14 protein-coding genes, 1 tRNA gene and 1 pseudogene are annotated in these 17,114 nt (G+C 64.0%); 13 read left to right on the top strand and 3 right to left on the bottom strand.

Annotation, left to right across the window (positions count from 1 at the left end; translation table 11 throughout):
- Positions 1-26: 26 nt before the first annotated feature.
- The 9 genes from V6B15_RS10150 (at position 27) to V6B15_RS10110 (ending at position 11,104) form a co-directional block, all read left to right on the top strand.
- Positions 27-1,529 carry a BCCT family transporter gene (locus tag V6B15_RS10150; RefSeq protein WP_334201044.1) on the top strand — a complete coding sequence of 501 codons (1,503 nt, stop codon included), beginning with the start codon at positions 27-29 and terminating at the stop codon, positions 1,527-1,529.
- Positions 1,511-1,708 (top strand): hypothetical protein, encoded by a 198-nt coding sequence (locus tag V6B15_RS10145; protein WP_334201043.1) that lies wholly within the window; start codon positions 1,511-1,513, stop codon positions 1,706-1,708. Before V6B15_RS10150 ends, V6B15_RS10145 begins: the two co-directional genes overlap by 19 nt.
- A 374-nt stretch (positions 1,709-2,082) precedes the next feature.
- Complete coding sequence (locus tag V6B15_RS10140; protein WP_334201042.1) at positions 2,083-4,728, top strand: TonB-dependent receptor; 2,646 nt, start codon at positions 2,083-2,085, stop codon at positions 4,726-4,728.
- Positions 4,729-4,806: 78 nt separating this feature from the next.
- On the top strand, positions 4,807-6,771 hold the full coding sequence (locus tag V6B15_RS10135; protein WP_334201041.1) for a sulfotransferase: 1,965 nt from the start codon (positions 4,807-4,809) through the stop codon (positions 6,769-6,771).
- Positions 6,772-6,905: 134 nt separating this feature from the next.
- Positions 6,906-7,550, top strand: coding sequence for an SRPBCC family protein (locus V6B15_RS10130; protein ID WP_334201040.1), 645 nt, complete (start codon positions 6,906-6,908; stop codon positions 7,548-7,550).
- Positions 7,550-8,731, top strand: coding sequence for a zinc-dependent alcohol dehydrogenase (locus V6B15_RS10125; protein ID WP_334201039.1), 1,182 nt, complete (start codon positions 7,550-7,552; stop codon positions 8,729-8,731). The genes V6B15_RS10130 and V6B15_RS10125 overlap by 1 nt, the downstream gene beginning before the upstream one ends.
- Positions 8,732-8,733: 2 nt before the next feature.
- Entirely contained in the window at positions 8,734-9,528 is a 795-nt protein-coding gene (locus V6B15_RS10120) for an SDR family NAD(P)-dependent oxidoreductase (RefSeq protein WP_334201038.1), read from the top strand.
- A gap of 45 nt (positions 9,529-9,573) precedes the next feature.
- Entirely contained in the window at positions 9,574-10,191 is a 618-nt protein-coding gene (locus tag V6B15_RS10115) for a flavodoxin family protein (RefSeq protein ID WP_334201037.1), read from the top strand.
- 43 nt (positions 10,192-10,234) lie between these two features.
- On the top strand, positions 10,235-11,104 hold the full coding sequence (locus V6B15_RS10110; protein ID WP_334201036.1) for an SDR family oxidoreductase: 870 nt from the start codon (positions 10,235-10,237) through the stop codon (positions 11,102-11,104).
- Between the two features lie 88 nt (positions 11,105-11,192).
- On the opposite strand, the gene V6B15_RS10105 is transcribed toward V6B15_RS10110, so the two are convergent.
- Positions 11,193-11,690 (bottom strand): MgtC/SapB family protein, encoded by a 498-nt coding sequence (locus tag V6B15_RS10105; RefSeq protein ID WP_050599070.1) that lies wholly within the window; start codon positions 11,688-11,690, stop codon positions 11,193-11,195.
- 253 nt (positions 11,691-11,943) lie between these two features.
- Here V6B15_RS10105 and V6B15_RS10100 point away from each other — a divergent pair.
- A pseudogene (locus V6B15_RS10100) lies at positions 11,944-12,150 on the top strand (plasmid stabilization protein); the annotation flags it as partial.
- 14 nt (positions 12,151-12,164) lie between these two features.
- Positions 12,165-12,389, top strand: coding sequence for a hypothetical protein (locus V6B15_RS10095; RefSeq protein ID WP_334201361.1), 225 nt, complete (start codon positions 12,165-12,167; stop codon positions 12,387-12,389).
- Positions 12,390-12,660: 271 nt separating this feature from the next.
- Here the strand turns inward: V6B15_RS10095 and V6B15_RS10090 are convergent.
- Positions 12,661-12,735 (bottom strand) — tRNA-Val (locus tag V6B15_RS10090).
- A gap of 79 nt (positions 12,736-12,814) precedes the next feature.
- Entirely contained in the window at positions 12,815-14,695 is a 1,881-nt protein-coding gene (gene sppA, locus V6B15_RS10085; RefSeq protein ID WP_334201035.1) for a signal peptide peptidase SppA, read from the bottom strand.
- Between the two features lie 102 nt (positions 14,696-14,797).
- On the opposite strand from sppA, the gene V6B15_RS10080 reads away from it, so the two are divergent.
- Complete coding sequence (locus V6B15_RS10080) at positions 14,798-15,823, top strand: aspartate carbamoyltransferase catalytic subunit (protein ID WP_334201034.1); 1,026 nt, start codon at positions 14,798-14,800, stop codon at positions 15,821-15,823.
- The gene (locus tag V6B15_RS10075) at positions 15,820-17,049 is read left to right on the top strand and encodes a dihydroorotase (RefSeq protein ID WP_334201033.1); all 1,230 of its coding nucleotides are present in this window, start codon (positions 15,820-15,822) and stop codon (positions 17,047-17,049) included. The genes V6B15_RS10080 and V6B15_RS10075 overlap by 4 nt, the downstream gene beginning before the upstream one ends.
- The last annotated feature ends 65 nt before the right edge of the window (positions 17,050-17,114 follow it).

Genomic DNA, 17,114 nt, shown 5'->3' with positions numbered 1-17,114 from the left:
CAGGGTGTGCAAGGGCAGGAGATAGCATGACAGCCGAGACCGATTATCCAGTCGAGCCTCCGCTGATAGATTTACCGATCAAGACCGCCTCCCGCGGATTTTACGATGGCTTCAGCCGTGAAGTGACGATCCCCTCGAAGATCATCGTCTCGCTGCTGATCATGTGGGCGATCTTCTTTCCGGTCAGCGCGAGCGAAACGCTCACCGCTGCCAATTCGAGCATCATCGCCACGTTCTCCGGCTGGTACGTCTATCTTGTGGCGTTCCTGATGCTGGTGTGTTTCGTGCTCGCGATCGTCCCGCAGTCGGGCAGCCTGCGCATCGGCAACCCCGGCGAAAAGCCCGAATTCGGGCGCTTCTCGTGGTTCGCCATGCTGTTCGGCGCGGGCATCGGGATCGGCATGCTGACCTATTCGACCGGCGAGCCGATGGCGCATTTCGCGAACAATCCCGACATTATCCGCGGCGCGATCGAGGCGCAGACCGCCGAAGCGATCCGTCCCGCCTATGTCTACACCTTCCTCCATTGGGGCTTCGCCGCCTGGGGCACCTATGCGCTGGTCGGGCTGGCGATCGGCTATGTCGCCTATCGCCGCGATCTGCCGCTGACCATCCGCTCGGCGCTCGCACCGCTGTTCGGCCTGCGTCTCTCGGGCGGGTGGGGACATGTGGTCGATATCGTCGCGGTCGTTGCGACGATCCTCGGCGTGGCGGTGACAATGGGCCTTGGCGTGGAGCAGTTCGTCGCCGGACTCGCCCGCCTGGGTATGGGTGACTGGTTGCTCGATCCCGACGGGTCGTCCTCCGCCCTCGCGGTGATCGTCGCGCTTTTCGTGTTGGTCGGGGCCTCCACGCTGAGCGCGCTCTCCGGCGTGGGCCGGGGGATCAAATGGCTTTCCAATCTCAACATGGGTCTGTCTTTCGCGCTGCTGGCGCTCTTCCTCGTGGCCGGGTCGGGCCTCTACGGCCTGAAACTGCTGGGTGTGGGCGTGTGGGATTACTTCCGTACGCTCGTTCCGAATTCGCTGACGCTGTTTCAGGGCGGCGGCGAATTCGGCGATGCACTGGTGCAATGGCAACTCGACTGGTCGGTGTTCTACTGGGCGTGGTGGATCGCCTTCGCGCCGTTCGTGGGCATGTTCATCGCCCGCATCTCGCGCGGACGGACGATCCGCGAATATGTTCTCGGCGTGATCCTCGTGCCCTCGCTGATGTGCTTCGCGTGGATGACCATCGTCGGCGGGACCGCGATCGATCTCGAACTGAGCGGCGCGGCGCAGGGCAGCATTCTCGAGGCGGGGATCTCGGACCAATTGTTCGCCACGCTGGCGGTGCTTCTCGACCCCGCGATGGCCTCGGTCGTTTCGGGCCTCGTGGTGCTCCTGCTGATGACCTACCTCATCACCTCCGCCGACAGCGCCATCCTGATCGTCAACACGATCAACGGGGCTGGGAAAGCGAAGGCGAGCGGCGTCACCACATCCTGTTCTGGGGTGCGGCACTGGCCTTCGTGGTCGGCAGCATGCTGATCCTCGGCGGGATCGATGCGATCCGTATCACCATGATCATCGGCGCTCTGCCGTTCAGCTTTGTGGTGGCGATCATGGGCGTCGCGATCCTCAAGGCGGTGGCCTACGACCTGCGGCGCAAGCATCACGGGGTGCCTACTACTGCGCAGGCCTGCAACGAAATCGCTGCCGGCAAGTAACCGCTTTCCTAGAGTTTTGGGCAATTGGTGGCGGATCGAAATGGATATCTGCGGCCACTTGGTGGATATTTGCGCATTGTATAAGTAAATAACAGGCGCAATTTCAAATTATAAGTCACCAAATTGAATATTTGCGATCTTCATGGCAAATTGAAAAAGTAATCTGTCTGGCTGAATTAAATGTTGTTTCGATGTCACAGGCGTGACCATAATCCCCCGCCTATCCGGTGTCTCCGGTGGCCGCGTTCGATTTAGCTTGTTACTGCTTTCGAGGGCGAAGAGTTCAATCTGAATTCGCGCCCTGTTTTTGCCGGTCGGACCGGGGTCTGTCCGCGAGGCAATTGAGACATAATCGAGAGCGAGGGCTTCCCGAAATGAAATATCTTGTAAGCGGTGCGTCGTTGGGCGCGCTGGCTATTGCATCCGCCGCGCCTGTTGCGGCGCAAGACACCACTCCTGCCACGCAGGAACGCCAGGGCGGCGTCAACGTCATCATCGTGACCGCGCAGAAGCGCAGCGAAGATTTGCAGGACGTGCCCGTCTCGGTTTCCGCGATCGGCGAAGAAGGGCTCGAAGAGCTCGCCATCGACACCTTCGAGGATTACCTCGAGCAGCTGCCGACCGTCACTGCGGGCGGTAGCGGCCCGGGCCAGAGCACGATCTATATTCGCGGCCTCGCCTCGACCACGCCCAACCTCACCACCGCGGGCGTTGCGGGCCTCGCGCCCAATGTCGCCATGTATCTCGACGAGCAGCCGCTCGCGCAGCCGGGTCGCAACCTCGATGTCTATGCCGCTGACCTTGCGCGGATCGAAGTGCTCTCGGGTCCGCAGGGCACGCTGTTCGGTGCCAGTTCGCAGGCCGGCGTCGTTCGCCTGATCACCAACAAGCCCGACCTTGGCGGCTTCGATGCCGGGTTCAACACCGGCGTGTCCTTCACCAAGGGCGGCGAGTCGAGCTACAAGGTCGATGCGATGGTCAATGTGCCCGTCACCGACACCTTCGCTTTGCGCGGCGTGGTCTATCTCGACGACCAGGGCGGTTACATCGACAATGTTGCCGGCACCCGCAACGCCAGCGAAAGCGCGCGCTTCCGCCCCGCGGGAACGGTGCGTTCGAACGGCGTGCCCGTCAGCGCGCTGCGCGGCGGCTTCCAGGCCGATGCCGATCTGTCGAACGTGAACTTCATCGATGCCGACAACGCCGGCATGGTCGAAGACGATTTCAACGACACGCAATACGCCGGCTTCCGGGCGACCGCGTTGTGGGAAATCACCCCCGACTGGACCGTGACCGTCGCGCATTCGCGCCAGAGCGTCGAAAGCGACGGCGTATTCTTCGCCGATCCCGAGCTCGGCGGCCTCGATGACCTCGAGATCCAGCGCTACGAGGAAGACCGGCTCGAAGACGATTTCTCGAACACCAGCTGGACGGTCGAAGGCCGCCTGGCGATGCTCGATGTCGTCTATACCGGCGCCTATACCGACCGCGAAACCGAGCAGCGCGTCGATTATTCCGACTATCTCTTCGTCGGCCAGTACCTGCCGTATTACATCTGCGACGGCAGCGTCAGCTATCCCGGCGCGGCCGATCCGAGCGGGACCTGCCAGGCACCCAATCTCTATGTGACCTCGGCCAGCAAGACGACCGTGTTCACGCAGGAACTGCGTTTCAGCACGCCGGCGGAAAACCGCTGGCGCGTGACCGCCGGCGGGTTCTATTCGGACCTCGAGCTGAAGGAACGCAATGACTTCGCCTATCCGGGCAATGTCCTTGCGCAGCCCTTCGGCCCGTTTGCCCCGAACTTCCCGCAGGAAGGGTTCACCACCGATCCCGGCCCGTTCCCCGCCGAAACGATCTTCCGCAACGACATCCGCCGGACGGACGAGCAGTGGGGCATCTTCGGTGAAGCCAGCTTCGACATCGTACCCGACCTGCTCACCGTCACGCTGGGCGCGCGCTATTACGATATCGAAGTCGATTTCGAAGGCAGCGCCAATGGCAGCTTCTGCAACAGCGGCGCCGCGAGCGATGCCAACGCCTTCGGCACTGATCTGAACGATCTGTACGATGGCGACGGCGAATACACTTTCATCGGCTCGTGCGATGCCTCGCTGCGGCAGACCTTCGATCTCGATGACAGCCTTGCCGATATCCAGGCAGCAGGTCTTTCGGCAACGCAGGCGCAGCAGGTGTTCAACGCCGTCCGCGCGCCCGACACGGCCAAGACCGACGGGTTCATCTACAAGGCGACGGCAACGGTCACCCCGACCGAAGACCTGCTGTTCTACCTGACCTATTCGGAAGGGTTCCGTCCCGGCCTGCTCAACCGGCCCGGCGGCGCGACCAATGGCGCGGGCTTCACCGTGCCGTTCGAACTCGAAACCGATGAAGTCAAGAACTACGAACTGGGCTGGAAGCTCGATCTTGCCGATGGCCAGTTCCGCTTCAACGGTAGCGCCTTCTATGTCGACATCAGCCGTCTGCAGACGACAATCTTCGATCCCTCGATCACCAATCTGTTCTTCTCGGCCAATGCCGCGGATGCGCGGATCAAGGGCGTCGAGGCGGACTTCACCTTCGCGCCCTATTCGGCGCCGGGGCTGACGGTCGCGGGTGCCGTCTCGGTGCTCGATACCGAGATCACCGAAGTGCTGATCCCGACGTCCGATGTCGTCGAGGGTTCGGACCTCGCGTTCGCGCCGTCGTTCCAGGGCAATCTGCGCGTCCGTTACGAATGGGACCTGTCCGCGACGCTGGGCGCCTATGTCCAGCCGCAGGTCAGCTATTCGGCGTCGAAGTTCACCGATGTGATCGAGATCAACAAGCTCGAGCTCGACAGCTACACCGTGGTCGATTTCGCCGCCGGGATCACCTCGGACAATTGGAAGTTCGAGCTGTTCGGCGACAATCTGTTCGACGAACGCGCGCAGATTTCGGGCAATTACGTCAATGATCGCGCACGGATCAGCACCAACCGTCCGCTGACGGTCGGTATCAGGGTCGGCTACGACTACTGATCCCTGCCTTTGGAAAACGGGCGGCGGAGGCGAACACGGGTTCGCCTCCGCCGTTTCCCTTTGTAAGGGTCACAGGCAATGACGACACGCGATGACAGGCTGGCGCAGGCGCAGCAGGCGCTGCAGGCGGGCGATTTCGCCAAGGGGTCGGCGCTGGTCGAACCTTTGCTCATCGATGATCCTGCGGATGGCGAAGCGCTGTATCTGGCCGCGGTCGCGGCGCGTTATCTCGAACATTTCGACGAGGCCGACCGGCATCTGGCGGCGCTCCATGCCGCCATGCCCGAATACGGCCGCGCATGGCAGGAAGCCGGGCATCTTGCGCGCGCGACGGGCGATATCCCCGCCGCCATCGCCGCTTTCGGCCGCGCCACACGGTTCAATCCCGCGCTCGATGCGAGCTGGCGCGCGCTGGCCGAGCTCGAACAGGGCCGGGGGCGCTCCGCCGAGGCGCAAGCGGCCCGCGCGCAGGCCGAACGTATCGCCGCGCTCCCGCGCGAACTGGTCGCGGTCACGCACCATCTCCACGAAGGCCGGCTGTTGCGGGCAGAGGAAATCTGCCGCCATTTCCTGCGCGCCAATCCGCGCAATGTCGAAGGCATGCGGCTGCTGGCTCAGATCGGCATCAAGCTGGGCATTCTCGACGATGCTGAGTTCCTGCTCGACAGCGCGCAGGCATTCGAACCCGACAACATCCAGATCCGGCTCGACTATATCGATGCGCTGCGGCGGCGGCAGAAATTCGCGCAGGCGCGCGAACAGGCCGAGGCGCTCCATGCACGCGATCCCGATAACCCGCTGTTCCAGTCGCATTTGGCGATCGAGAGCATGCAGACCGGCGATTACGAACGCGCCTTCGAACTGTTCGATGCCGTGCTTGTCACGCTGCCGCGCGATCCCGCGACGCTGACCAGCAAGGGCCATGCGCTCAAGACCACCGGCGCGCAGGAGGATGCGGTCGCCAGCTACCAGTCGGCGCTTGCGGCCAAACCCGACCATGGCGATGCCTGGTATGCGCTCGCCAATCTCAAGACCTATCGCTTCACCGACGACGAGATCGAGCGGATGCGCGAGCAGGCGGCGCGTCCCGATCTCGCCTTCATGGACCGGGTCCACCTGTCCTTTGCGCTGGGCAAGGCGCTGGAGGACCGCGGCGACTACGCGGACAGCTTCGTGCATTACGAGCGCGGCAATACGCTCAAGCGCGCGCAGACCCGCTACAGCGCCGACGCGATGAGCGCCGAACTGGCCCGGCAGCGCGACATCTGCACGCCCGAGTTGTTCGCCAGACATGACGGCGCGGGCGATCCGGCACCCGATCCGATCTTCATTCTCGGCCTGCCGCGCGCGGGTTCGACGCTGCTCGAGCAGGTGCTCGCCAGCCACAGCCAGATCGACGGGACGCTGGAACTGCCCAATATCCTCGCGCTGGCCCACCGCCTGCGCGGGCGCCGGGCAGGCCAGTCGCGCTATCCCGAAGTGCTGCACGACCTGACCGCCGAACAGCTTTCCGCCTTCGGCGCGAAATTCATCGAGGATACCCGCGTGCACCGGCAGGGCGCGCCATTTTTAATCGACAAGATGCCCAACAACTTCCGCCACATCGGCCTGATCCACCTGATCCTGCCGAATGCGAAGATCATCGACGCGCGCCGCGCACCGATGGATTGCTGTTTCTCGGGCTTCAAGCAGCTGTTCGCCGAGGGGCAGGAGTTCACCTACGGCCTGCCCGAGATCGGCCGTTACTATGCCGATTATGTCGCGCTGATGGACCATTGGGACGCGGTGCTGCCGGGCAAGATCCTGCGCGTGCAGCACGAAGACGTGCTCGATGATCTCGAAGGGCAGACGCGCCGCATGCTCGACTATCTCGGCCTGCCGTTCGACGACCAATGCCTCGCCTTCCACACCACCCGCCGCGCGGTGCGCACCGCGAGCAGCGAGCAGGTCCGCCAGCCGATCAACCGTAGCGGACAGGATGCGTGGAAACCCTACGCACCATGGCTCGCCCCCTTGCGCGAGGCGCTGGGCGAGCACGGCTGAGGCCTGCACGCGGCCCGCAGCGGCGCCGAACAGTGCCTCGGTAGGATTGACCCCAACCCACCAACGCCTCGCCGAAAATGTCCGGAACTGTTTGAGCGGGAATTCGCTGCGTCATCATGTCGCGGAGAAAATCTATGTCTCAAAATTCCAAAATCGGCGCCGGATTGGGCGGCGTCGTTCTAACTGCCGGAGCGATCGCATTCGGAGCGTTCCTGTCCAACAGGCACCAAAATCGCGGATATGACGATGCCGCCAACCATACCAAACGCCAGCCTGAAGGCGACAACGCGCAGGTCGGCCGATCGGTAACCATCCGCAAGCCGCGAGCCGAACTGTTCGCATTCTGGTCGGACTTCTCCAACCTGCCGCAATTCATGGAGAATGTGGAAGCGATCGAAGCCGGCGCAGACGGAGCATCGACCTGGCGGATCAAGGCCCCCGCGGGCCAGACGGTCGCGGTGAAAACCGAAATCGCCAGCAAGAAGCAGGACGAGTCGATCGCCTGGCGCTCGGTCGAGGATTCCGAGATCGAGACCAGCGGCGAAGTTCGCTTCGAGGATGCACCGGGCGAGCGCGGAACAAGGGTCAGTCTGGTGATGGCCTACGACCCGCCCGCAGGCGCGCTCGGCCGAGCGGTGGCGAAGCTGTTCCTGCGCGAGCCGCAGGTTCAGGCCCGGCATGATCTGAAGCGTTTCAAGATGCTCATGGAAACCGGGGAAATAGCGACTTCGGCGCGAACGCGGGACGAAACCCGTGCAGCCAAGCAGGAGAACGGATGATGCGAGCACTTACCTGGCATGGAACCAACGACGTTCGCGTGGACACGGTCAGCGATCCGGAAATCATCAATCCCCGCGATGCGATCATCAAGATCACCAGCACGGCCATCTGCGGGTCCGACCTTCACCTGTATGATGGCGTCATTCCCGGCGTAGCGCCGGGCGATGTGCTGGGCCATGAATTCATGGGCGAAGTCGTCGAGACGGGGTCTGCGAGCGATCTGAAGAAAGGGCAGCGCGTCGTCGTGCCGTTCACGATCAGCTGCGGCGGCTGTTTCCATTGCAAGCAGCAGCAATATTCCGCCTGCGACAATTCCAACCCGGCTGAAAAGCAGGATATGTCGGCGACGCTCTACGGCCAGCCGATGGCCGCGCTGTTCGGCTATTCGCACCTGACCGGCGGCTACTCGGGCGGACAGGCCGAATACGCCCGCGTGCCCTTTTCCGATATTGGCCCGATCGTCGTTCCCGACCATCTGGAAGACGACAAGGTGCTGTTCCTTTCGGACATCCTCCCGACCGGCTGGATGGCGGCGGAAAATGCCGACATTCAGCCCGACGATACGGTTGCGGTGTGGGGCTGCGGCCCGGTCGGATTGTTCGCGATCCAATCGGCCATCGTGATGGGCGCCTCCAAGGTAATCGCGATCGACCACTATCCGAACCGTCTCGCACTGGCGAAGCAGCTGGGCGCGGAGATCATCGACTTCCGCGAGACCGATGTGCGCGAGGCCCTGATGGAAATGTCCGGCGGAATCGGCGTGGATGCGGTGATCGACGCGGTCGGCATGGAATCGCACGGCTTCGCCATCGACAACATGTTCGACGTCGTGAAGCAGAAGGTCGGCATGGGCGCCGACCGCGCGAGCGCGCTGAAGCAGGCGATTCTCGCGGTCCGGTTCGGCGGCAAGGTCTCGATCCCGGGCGTCTATGGCGGGATGACCGACAAGTGGCCGCTCGGGGCGATGATGGAGAAGGGCCTGCAGGTCCGCGGCGGCCAGACCCATGTCCAGAAATATACCAAGCAGCTGCTCGAGAAGATCGAGGATGGCACGCTCGATACCACGTTCCTGATCAGCCACCGCTTGCCGCTCGAACAGGCAGCCGAGGGCTACAAGAATTTCAAGGAACAGCAGAATGAGTGGACCAAGGTCATTTTGAAACCCGGGATGGAGAACTGATCATGGCCGGGAAAATCGACAAGCTGTCCGGGCTGTGCGTGATCACCGGTGCTTCGAGCGGCATTGGACTTGAGCTCACGAAGCTGGCCGCCCGCGATGGCTGCGACCTGATCCTCGCCGCCGACCGCGATCTTGGCGCGGCCGAAGCCGCCGCGCGGCAGTGCGGTGCCGCAGGTGTCGAGACGGTCGAAGCCGATCTCGCCACTCGCGAGGGCCTCCAGGCCCTCGTGACGGCGCTCGGCGACCGTACGCCCGATGTCCTGCTGGCCAATGCCGGCCACGGGCTGGGCGAAGCGTTCCTCGATCAGGAGTGGAAGGACATCGCCCATGTGATCCACACCAATGTCACCGGCACGACCTGGCTGCTGCACCATGTCGGGCAGAAGATGCGGGCGAAAAACGCCGGCCGCATCCTCGTGACCGGTTCGATCGCGGGGCACATCCCCGGCGCGTTCCAGCTCGTCTACAACAGCACCAAGAGCTACATCGATTACTTCTGCTTCGGGCTGCGCAACGAGCTCAAGGATACCGACGTCGTCGTCTCGTGCCTGATGCCGGGTCCGACGGATACCCAGTTCTTCGACCGCGCCGGGCTCGAGAACACCGATGTCGGCAAATCGGACAGCAAGGACGATCCCGCCATGGTCGCCGAGGCGGGCTACAAGGCCCTTCTCGAAGGCGACGCGCACACCGTCAGCGGCTTCATGAACAAGATCCAGGATATGTTCGCCGGCGTGATCCCCGACACGGTGCTGGCACAGATGCACCGGCGCATGGCCGAACCCGACGATCGCTAGGCCCGCGCGCCTTCGCCAATCTGCAAGAAACCGAGGAGAACACCTATGCCTCTCACCGCCATCGCCCTGAACTGCTCGCTCAAGAAATCTTCGGGCGAAGCAAGCTCGACCGACGCCATGATCGCCGTGCTGAAAGAGCATCTTGCCGAGCAGGATGTCGAACTGGCCGAAACCATCCGTATCGCCGATTACAATGTCCCCCCGGGCGTAACGTCGGACGAGGGTGAGGGTGACGACTGGCCGGGTATCCGCGAAAAGATCCTGAACCACGACATCCTCGTTTTCGGCGGGCCGATCTGGATGGGCCAGATCGGGTCGGTCGCCAAACGCGTGCTCGAACGCATGGATGCCTTCACCAGCGAAACCGATGACCAGGGCCGGATGCCGAGCTTCGGCAAGGTGGCGATTGCCGCGATCGTCGGCAATGAAGATGGCGCGCACTGGAGCTCGGCACAGCTGTTCCAGTCGCTCAACGACACCGGCTGGACGATCCCGGCGGGCGCGGCCTGCTATTGGGTCGGCGAGGCGATGGGCAGCACCGACTTCAAGGAGCTGGCCGAAACCCCCGATGCGGTGACCGAGACTGCGCAGATGTGCGCGATCAATGCCGCGCATCTCGCCAGACTTCTCGCAGGCGACACCTACCCCGGGACGAAGGCCTGACGGCCCGGAACGCTCACATTCCGTAATCTCTTGGGAGACCATCATGGGACAAGGAACCACCAACCGGATCGAGCCGCCCCTGCCTGAGCAGCAACAGCGTGTTCCGGGCGCGACCGAGGCAATGCACCCCAAGCCCGATCACGGCGAAGACAGCTACGAGGGCTCCGGCCGTCTCGAAGGGAAGAGGGTCGTCATCACCGGCGGTGACAGCGGGATCGGTCGCGCGGTCGCAATCGCCTTCGCGCGCGAAGGCGCGGATGTGCTGATAGCCTATTTGTGCGAGGATCACGACGCGCAGGAAACGAAGGAATGGGTCGAAAAAGCGGGGCGAAAATGCGTCCTGATGCGCGGCGATATCAGCGATGCGGCGCATTGCCGGGCGATAATCGACCAGGCTGTCCGCACCTTCGGCGGTATCGATGTGCTGGTGAACAACGCTGCCCACCAGATGACTTTCGAGACATTGGAGGACATTCCCGACGAGGAGTGGGAGCGGACCTTCGCCACCAACATCCACGCGATGTTCTATCTCGCCAAAGCCGCCTTGCCCCACATGGGTGAGGGCAGTTCGATCATCAATTCGGCATCGATCAATTCCGACCAGCCCAATCCTACCCTGCTGCCCTATGCGACCACGAAGGGGGCGATCCAGAATTACACGGCAGGCCTCGCGCAACTGCTGGCAGACCGGAAAATCCGGGTGAACTGCGTCGCGCCCGGTCCGGTTTGGACACCGCTTATCCCCTCTACGATGCCCGAAGAGGACGTCGCCGAATTCGGGAAGGATTATCCGCTTGGCCGCCCCGCGCAGCCCGCCGAACTCGCGCCGCCATACGTCATGCTGGCGAGCGATGAAGCGAGCTATATCTCGGGAGCCACAATCGCCGTTACCGGCGGAAAACCGATGATGTGACCTCCCGGCTTGCCCGAGCAAGGGGACGACACAGCGCTGCTGACCAGTTTGGGCTGCTCCGACGAATACGCGGATATGACGCGGACGCCTATTCGTCTGGCGACCTTCCGATCGAGCGCGCGATGTTGCGATCCTCCTTGCCGAACTTGTCTTCGGCAACCCGCAAGACCGTGATCATGATCAGGCTGACTACGGTCAGAATTGCCACCAGGGGCCATTGCGCAGCACCGCAGGCGATGCCCACCATGGTCGCTAGCCACAGATGGGCCGCCGTCGTCAGATTGTGGAGCTGGCCCTTGCTGAAGACGATCAGACCGGCTCCGATTATCCCGATGAACGCGCCGGCTGCCTCGAACAGTCGCAAAGGGTCCATCCGCGGACCGTCGAGCTGATGGTACAGGGCCATGATCGACACGACCATGGCCGCAGCCGAGACACAGATCAGGCCATGCGTTCGCATGCCAGCGGCATGGCCGCGCCATTCGCGATCAAGCCCCAGCACCAGACCGAGAATCGCAGCCACGCCAAGCCGGCTGATGATATCCCAATCGAGCCATTCGAGGGATGTGACAGGGTTGAGTTCCATGGTTGGCTATTCCGCTTTCTGCCCGGGTCCCGGGATGGGGTCTTCGCGCTCGTTGCAAGCTGATAGGACAACCGACCCGAATGCTGCAATCGTCGGCTGGCATGCTCTCTCATCTCGGCAGCCGGGCAGCGCCCCTACGATAACCCGTTGCAAAGGTGAGACAATCTCTTCGTGGGGCCCTTGCCCCAAACGGGGTTGCTCATATATTTTCTTAGCGCGGACGGGTTCTCGACACGACACGAGGAGAAACGTGATGGCGAAGGGAGACAAGGACAAATACACCGACAAGCAGAAGCGCAAGGCCGAGCACATCGAAGAGAGCTACGAGGACCGCGGCGTCTCGCAGGAAGAGGCCGAACGCCGCGCCTGGGCGAGCGTCAACAAGGAAAGCGGCGGCGGCAACAAGTCCGGCTCCGGCCGGGGCGGCCAAGGCGACAAAAAGAGTTCCAGTGAAGACGGGGCGGAAAGCAAGTGATGCACAGTTACAAGCTGCGCGCTCGCGACGATCACGATTCAGTGATTGAAGAAATCGATTTCGAATGTCTTTCGATTGCCGGCGCTCTGGATAAGGCCAAGGCCATGGTCAAAGCCGGCCAAGCCGATCTCTACAAAGATGGCGCGCCGATCTGTTCGATGGAACTGGTGGCGGCAACAGGCGTGTGGCTGGTTGGAGAGCCGCGTTCTGATCTTGACTGCTGAAGGGCACTTTTAGCCGAGCAGCCCGCGGACCGCCGGTAGTTTGCGGCTCTGCGCCTGCTTTTCGAATTCGTCGCGCGCGATAGCTAAACGGGCATCGAAAAGTAGCCGTGAACGTCCGGCATGGGGGGCACTTAGCTGACCGGCAGTTTCCACCAAGAGCAGCTGACGGGTTGTGCGGGGAGATAACCGCCGACGTTCGCCGATGACCACCCACGTTTCTCATGTTCTTTTCATGGAAACGCGCGCCGTCACTTCCAAGTCACTGAAAAGATGGTGGGCGCGGCAAGGATTGAACTTGCGACCCCACCCGTGTGAAGGGTGTGCTCTACCACTGAGCTACGCGCCCGCCCGATGCTTCGCGCGGGCGGGGCCGCGGCAGGGCAGGGGCGCGCCTTTACTGTGCGAATCGGCGCATGGCAAGCATCCTAGCCGAACAGCAGCGCAACGATCCGGGCGAGCCAGCCGTCGGGCGCCTTGGCCTGCGACTGTCCGGCCTGCGACGCAGGGCAGGCGAGGCAATAGGCCTGCGCGCCCTTGGCACCCAGCAGGCGGTCGGCATCGGCGGCAATCTGCGTCACCACGCTCGCCTGCCCGCTCGCCATGCGGGCAAAGACATCGCCGCCCGATCCGGCTTCCTCGCCGTCGCCGATCAGCCATTGGCGCAGCAGCGTGTCATAGGTCGAGGGGTTGGTGCCAAGGTAGACGACATGCCAGTCGCTGCCGAGGTCGGCCTGCGCGGCGGTCCACGCCAGCGCCTCTTCCATGCCGCCATATTCATCGACCAGCCGCAACTGGCGCGCGGTTCCGCCATCCCAGACGCGGCCCTGGCCGATTGCGTCGGCCTGGTCGCGCGTCATGCCGCGCGCTTCGCCGACCCGGTCGAGGAAGTCCTCATATCCGTTTTCGATAAAGGCCTGCAGGATCGCATCGGTTTCGGGCGTGAAGCCGCCGATCAGATCGGGCTGGCCCGACAGCGGCGTGGTGCGCACGCCGTCGCTGGTGACCCCGGCGGCGGCTGCGGTTTCCTCGAAGGTCGGGATGACCGCGAAGATGCCGATCGAACCGGTGATCGTCTCGGGCTCGGCAAAGATGCGGTCGGCGGGGGTGGAGACCCAATAGCCGCCGCTCGCCGCGACATTGGCCATCGAGACCGCGATCGGGATGTCCTGCGCCTTGTGGCGCAGGACCGCGTCGCGGATCAATTCGCTGGCGAGCACCGATCCGCCGGGGGAATCGACCCTGACGACCAGCCCGGCAAGCTCGTCCTCGAGCGCTTCGTCGAGGAGTTCGGCGATCCGGTCGCCGCCGGCCACGCCGGGTCCGGCCTCGCCATCGACGATCTCGCCCGCCACCGTGATCACACCGATCGGGCGGCCGGGGGTCGGCAGCGGATTGTCCTCGAGCCACACCGCGAGCCTGGTGTGCGGATAGGAATTCGCGCCGTCGCCCCATTCGTCTTCGCCGACCAGCTCCACGACGCGCTGCTCGAAGTCGGCGCGGGTGCCGATCTCGTCGACCAGCCCGGCCTGCAATGCGGCTGTGGCGAGGTCGCCATTGGCGGCGTCGATCCACGCGACCGGCTGCGTCGTGATGCGTTCGATATCCGCCGCCGGACGTGCCTTCTTGAGGTTGGCGCGATATTCTTCCCACAATGTCTCGTAGAGCGCGCGGGCGTTTTCGCGCGCGGGATCGGACATGTCGGCACGGCTGTAGGGTTCGACCGCGCTCTTGTAGTCGCCGACCTTATAGACCCGCGCATTGACCTTCAGCCGGTCGAGCAGGCCTGCGTAATAGAGCCGTTCGCCCCCGGGCCCGGCGACGATCGCGCCGCCCAGCGGGTTGACCCACACCTCGCTCGCATGCGCTGCGAGCAGCATGCCATCGTCACCATAGGCGGTGGCGTAGGCGAGCACGGGCTTTTCCGCCGCGCGCACCCGGTCGAGCGCTTCGCCGATTTCCTGCAGATGGACCTGCCCGCCGCCCATGAAGCGGTCGAGATCGAGCACTACTGCCGAAATCCGTTCGTCCCCCGCCGCCTCGTCGAGCGCATGGACGAGGTCGCGGGCCTGGTATTCGCCCATCGGGGTCTGGCCCGACAGCAGCGCCTCGAGCGGATCTATGCGGGTCCGTTCCTCGACCACCACGCCGTTGAGATCGAGCAGCAGCGCCCCGTCGCGCACCGCAGCGGGGCTGGGGCGCGCGGTCAGCACCGCGAACAGGGCGGAGAAGAACAATAGCATGAACAAAAGGACGAGCCCGTCCTTGATACCGACCAAAAGGCGCCACACTTTTCCGGCGAACTGCATGCGTAAAATCTCCTGTTGCGGAAGAGTTAGGGGAGGGCGTGGCGCTTTGCCACCGGAAAGCGCTTGAGCACATGATACCCCTCGACTAAGGGCGTGGTCTCAATGACATCGACGGAAACTTCGCCCCATGCGGCCCGCTATCCGGCGGGCGCGCTCGCTTTCCCGCACCGCGACCTGATTGGGATCGGCCAGCTCGAACGGCACGAAATCCTCTTCCTGCTCGACGAGGCGGAACAATGGGTCGCGCTCAACCGGCAGCCGACCAAGCACGAGAACGTGCTGTCGGGCCTGACGGTCATCAACGCCTTCTTCGAAAACTCGACCCGTACGCTGCTGAGCTTCGAAATCGCGGGCAAGCGGCTCGGCGCCGATGTGGTCAATATGCATGCTGCGCAATCGAGCGTGAAGAAGGGCGAGACGCTGATCGATACCGCGATCACGCTCAATGCCATGCGCGCCGATGCGATCGTCATCCGCCACGGGTCGAGCGGGGCGACGCAGCTGATTGCCGACAAGGTCGACTGCCCGGTGCTCAATGCGGGCGACGGACAGCACGAACACCCGACGCAGGCCTTGCTCGATGCGCTCGCGCTGCGTCATGCTCTGCGCGACCGCGGCGAGACGGCGGACGATTTCACCGGGCTCAGGATCGTCATCTGCGGCGATATCCTGCACAGCCGCGTTGCCCGTTCCAACCTGCTCTGCCTGCAGGCGCTCGGTGCCACTGTGCGGCTTTGTGCGCCGCCGGCGCTGATGCCGGTAGGGATCGAGGCGATGGGGGCGGAAGTGTTTCACGATTTCGACGCCGCGCTCGACGGCGCGGATGTCGCAATGATGCTGCGCCTCCAGACCGAACGGATGAGCGGCCAGTTCATCCCCTCGGCGCGCGAATATCATCACCTCTACGGACTGACTGCAAAGCGGCTTGAGAAAGCCTCGAAGGACGCGCTGGTGATGCATCCGGGTCCGATGAACCGCGGGGTCGAGATCGACAGCGAGGTGGCGGATATGATCGACCGGTCGATCATCACCCGGCAGGTCGAGATGGGCGTCGCGATCCGCATGGCCGCGCTCGACGTGCTCACCCGCCGCGCCCGCGGCGTGACCGGCTGGGGAGACGCGGCATGAAGCAGCAAACTCCGCTGACGATCACCGGCGGCCGGCTGGTGACACCCGACGGCGTGCGCGAAGGCGCGCTGCGGCTGGTCGACGGCCGCATCGAGGCGATCGGCAGCGAAGCGCAGGATGGCGATGAGATCGTCGATGCCAGCGGCCGTCTGGTTGCCCCCGGTCTGGTCGATCTCGGCGTGTTCGCGATCGACAAGCCGGCTTTTCATTTCGGCGGGATCACCCGCGCGGCGCTGATGCCCGACCAGTCCCCACCCTTGGATCTGCCCAGCCGGGTCTCCTACATTGCCAAGAGCGGCAAGCCCGATTTCTGGGTCCACCCGCTCGCCGCCGCGACCCGCGGGCTCGAGGGGCGCGAGATTGCCGAACTGGGCCTGATGCGCGCTGCCGGTGCGCGCGGCGTGGCCACCGGACGCCAGTGGATCGCGGATTCGGGGGCGATGCTGCGACTGCTGCAATATGCCGCCATGCTCGACCTTGTAGTGGTCGCCCATGCCGAGGATGCCGCGCTGGTCGGCAGCGCGGTCGCTACGGCGGGCGAAATCGCCACGCGGCGCGGCCTGCCAAGCGCACTTGCCGAAGCCGAGGCCATCGCGCTCACCCGCGATATTGCGCTGGCCGAGATGGCGCGCGCGCGGATCCATTTCCGCCAGGTCACCACGCGGGCAGGGCTGGATATCGTCCGCCAGGCGAAAGCGCGCGGACTACCCGTCACCTGCGGCGTTACCCCGGCGCATTTCATGCTCTCCGATCTGGCGACGGTCGATTTCCGGACCTTCGCCCGGCTTTCGCCGCCGCTTCGCAGCGAGGACGACCGCCATGCGGTGCGCGAGGCAATCGTCGACGGGACGATCGACGTCATTGCCAGCGGTCACGATCCGCGCGGCCCGGAAGACAAGCGGCTGCCGTTTGCCGATGCCGAGCCGGGCATGGCAGGGGCCGAGACGCTGCTGGCGATGACGCTGTCGCTGGTGCGCGACGAGGTCATCGATATGACGCGGGCCTTCGCGCTGGTGGCGACGGCGCCCGCGCATATCCTCGGGGTCGATGCCGGTGCGATCGCAGTGGGGCTCGAAGCCGATATCGCAATCGTCGATCCCGACCAGCCCTGGGTAATCCAGAGCGCCCGGATGGAAGCCACCGCCGGCAATACGCCGTTCGACGGCCAGCCGACGCAGGGGCGCGTGAAGACACTGTTCAAGGGCGGCGTCCGGATCCACCACTAGGCGCCACGAAAAACCCCGCCCGGATTGCTCCGGACGGGGTCGCTCGGTGGTCTGGTTTGGTGGGC

Source organism: Qipengyuania sp. Mu-71 (assembly GCF_036867055.1).
GTDB lineage: Bacteria > Pseudomonadota > Alphaproteobacteria > Sphingomonadales > Sphingomonadaceae > Qipengyuania > Qipengyuania profunda.
The sequence above is the reverse complement of the archived record's forward strand: the minus strand, read 5'-3'. Positions and strand labels throughout refer to the sequence as shown.

What these genes read in the sequence shown, in the direction of transcription:
- V6B15_RS10150 (WP_334201044.1), top strand. Translation starts at nt 27, where the DNA reads ATGACAGCCGAGACCGATTATCCAGTCGAGCCTCCGCTGATAGATTTA.
- V6B15_RS10140 (WP_334201042.1), top strand. Translation starts at nt 2,083, where the DNA reads ATGAAATATCTTGTAAGCGGTGCGTCGTTGGGCGCGCTGGCTATTGCA.
- V6B15_RS10135 (WP_334201041.1), top strand. Translation starts at nt 4,807, where the DNA reads ATGACGACACGCGATGACAGGCTGGCGCAGGCGCAGCAGGCGCTGCAG.
- V6B15_RS10130 (WP_334201040.1), top strand. Translation starts at nt 6,906, where the DNA reads ATGTCTCAAAATTCCAAAATCGGCGCCGGATTGGGCGGCGTCGTTCTA.
- V6B15_RS10125 (WP_334201039.1), top strand. Translation starts at nt 7,550, where the DNA reads ATGCGAGCACTTACCTGGCATGGAACCAACGACGTTCGCGTGGACACG.
- V6B15_RS10120 (WP_334201038.1), top strand. Translation starts at nt 8,734, where the DNA reads ATGGCCGGGAAAATCGACAAGCTGTCCGGGCTGTGCGTGATCACCGGT.
- V6B15_RS10115 (WP_334201037.1), top strand. Translation starts at nt 9,574, where the DNA reads ATGCCTCTCACCGCCATCGCCCTGAACTGCTCGCTCAAGAAATCTTCG.
- V6B15_RS10110 (WP_334201036.1), top strand. Translation starts at nt 10,235, where the DNA reads ATGGGACAAGGAACCACCAACCGGATCGAGCCGCCCCTGCCTGAGCAG.
- V6B15_RS10105 (WP_050599070.1), bottom strand. Translation starts at nt 11,690, where the DNA reads ATGGAACTCAACCCTGTCACATCCCTCGAATGGCTCGATTGGGATATC.
- V6B15_RS10095 (WP_334201361.1), top strand. Translation starts at nt 12,165, where the DNA reads ATGCACAGTTACAAGCTGCGCGCTCGCGACGATCACGATTCAGTGATT.
- sppA (WP_334201035.1), bottom strand. Translation starts at nt 14,695, where the DNA reads ATGCAGTTCGCCGGAAAAGTGTGGCGCCTTTTGGTCGGTATCAAGGAC.
- V6B15_RS10080 (WP_334201034.1), top strand. Translation starts at nt 14,798, where the DNA reads ATGACATCGACGGAAACTTCGCCCCATGCGGCCCGCTATCCGGCGGGC.
- V6B15_RS10075 (WP_334201033.1), top strand. Translation starts at nt 15,820, where the DNA reads ATGAAGCAGCAAACTCCGCTGACGATCACCGGCGGCCGGCTGGTGACA.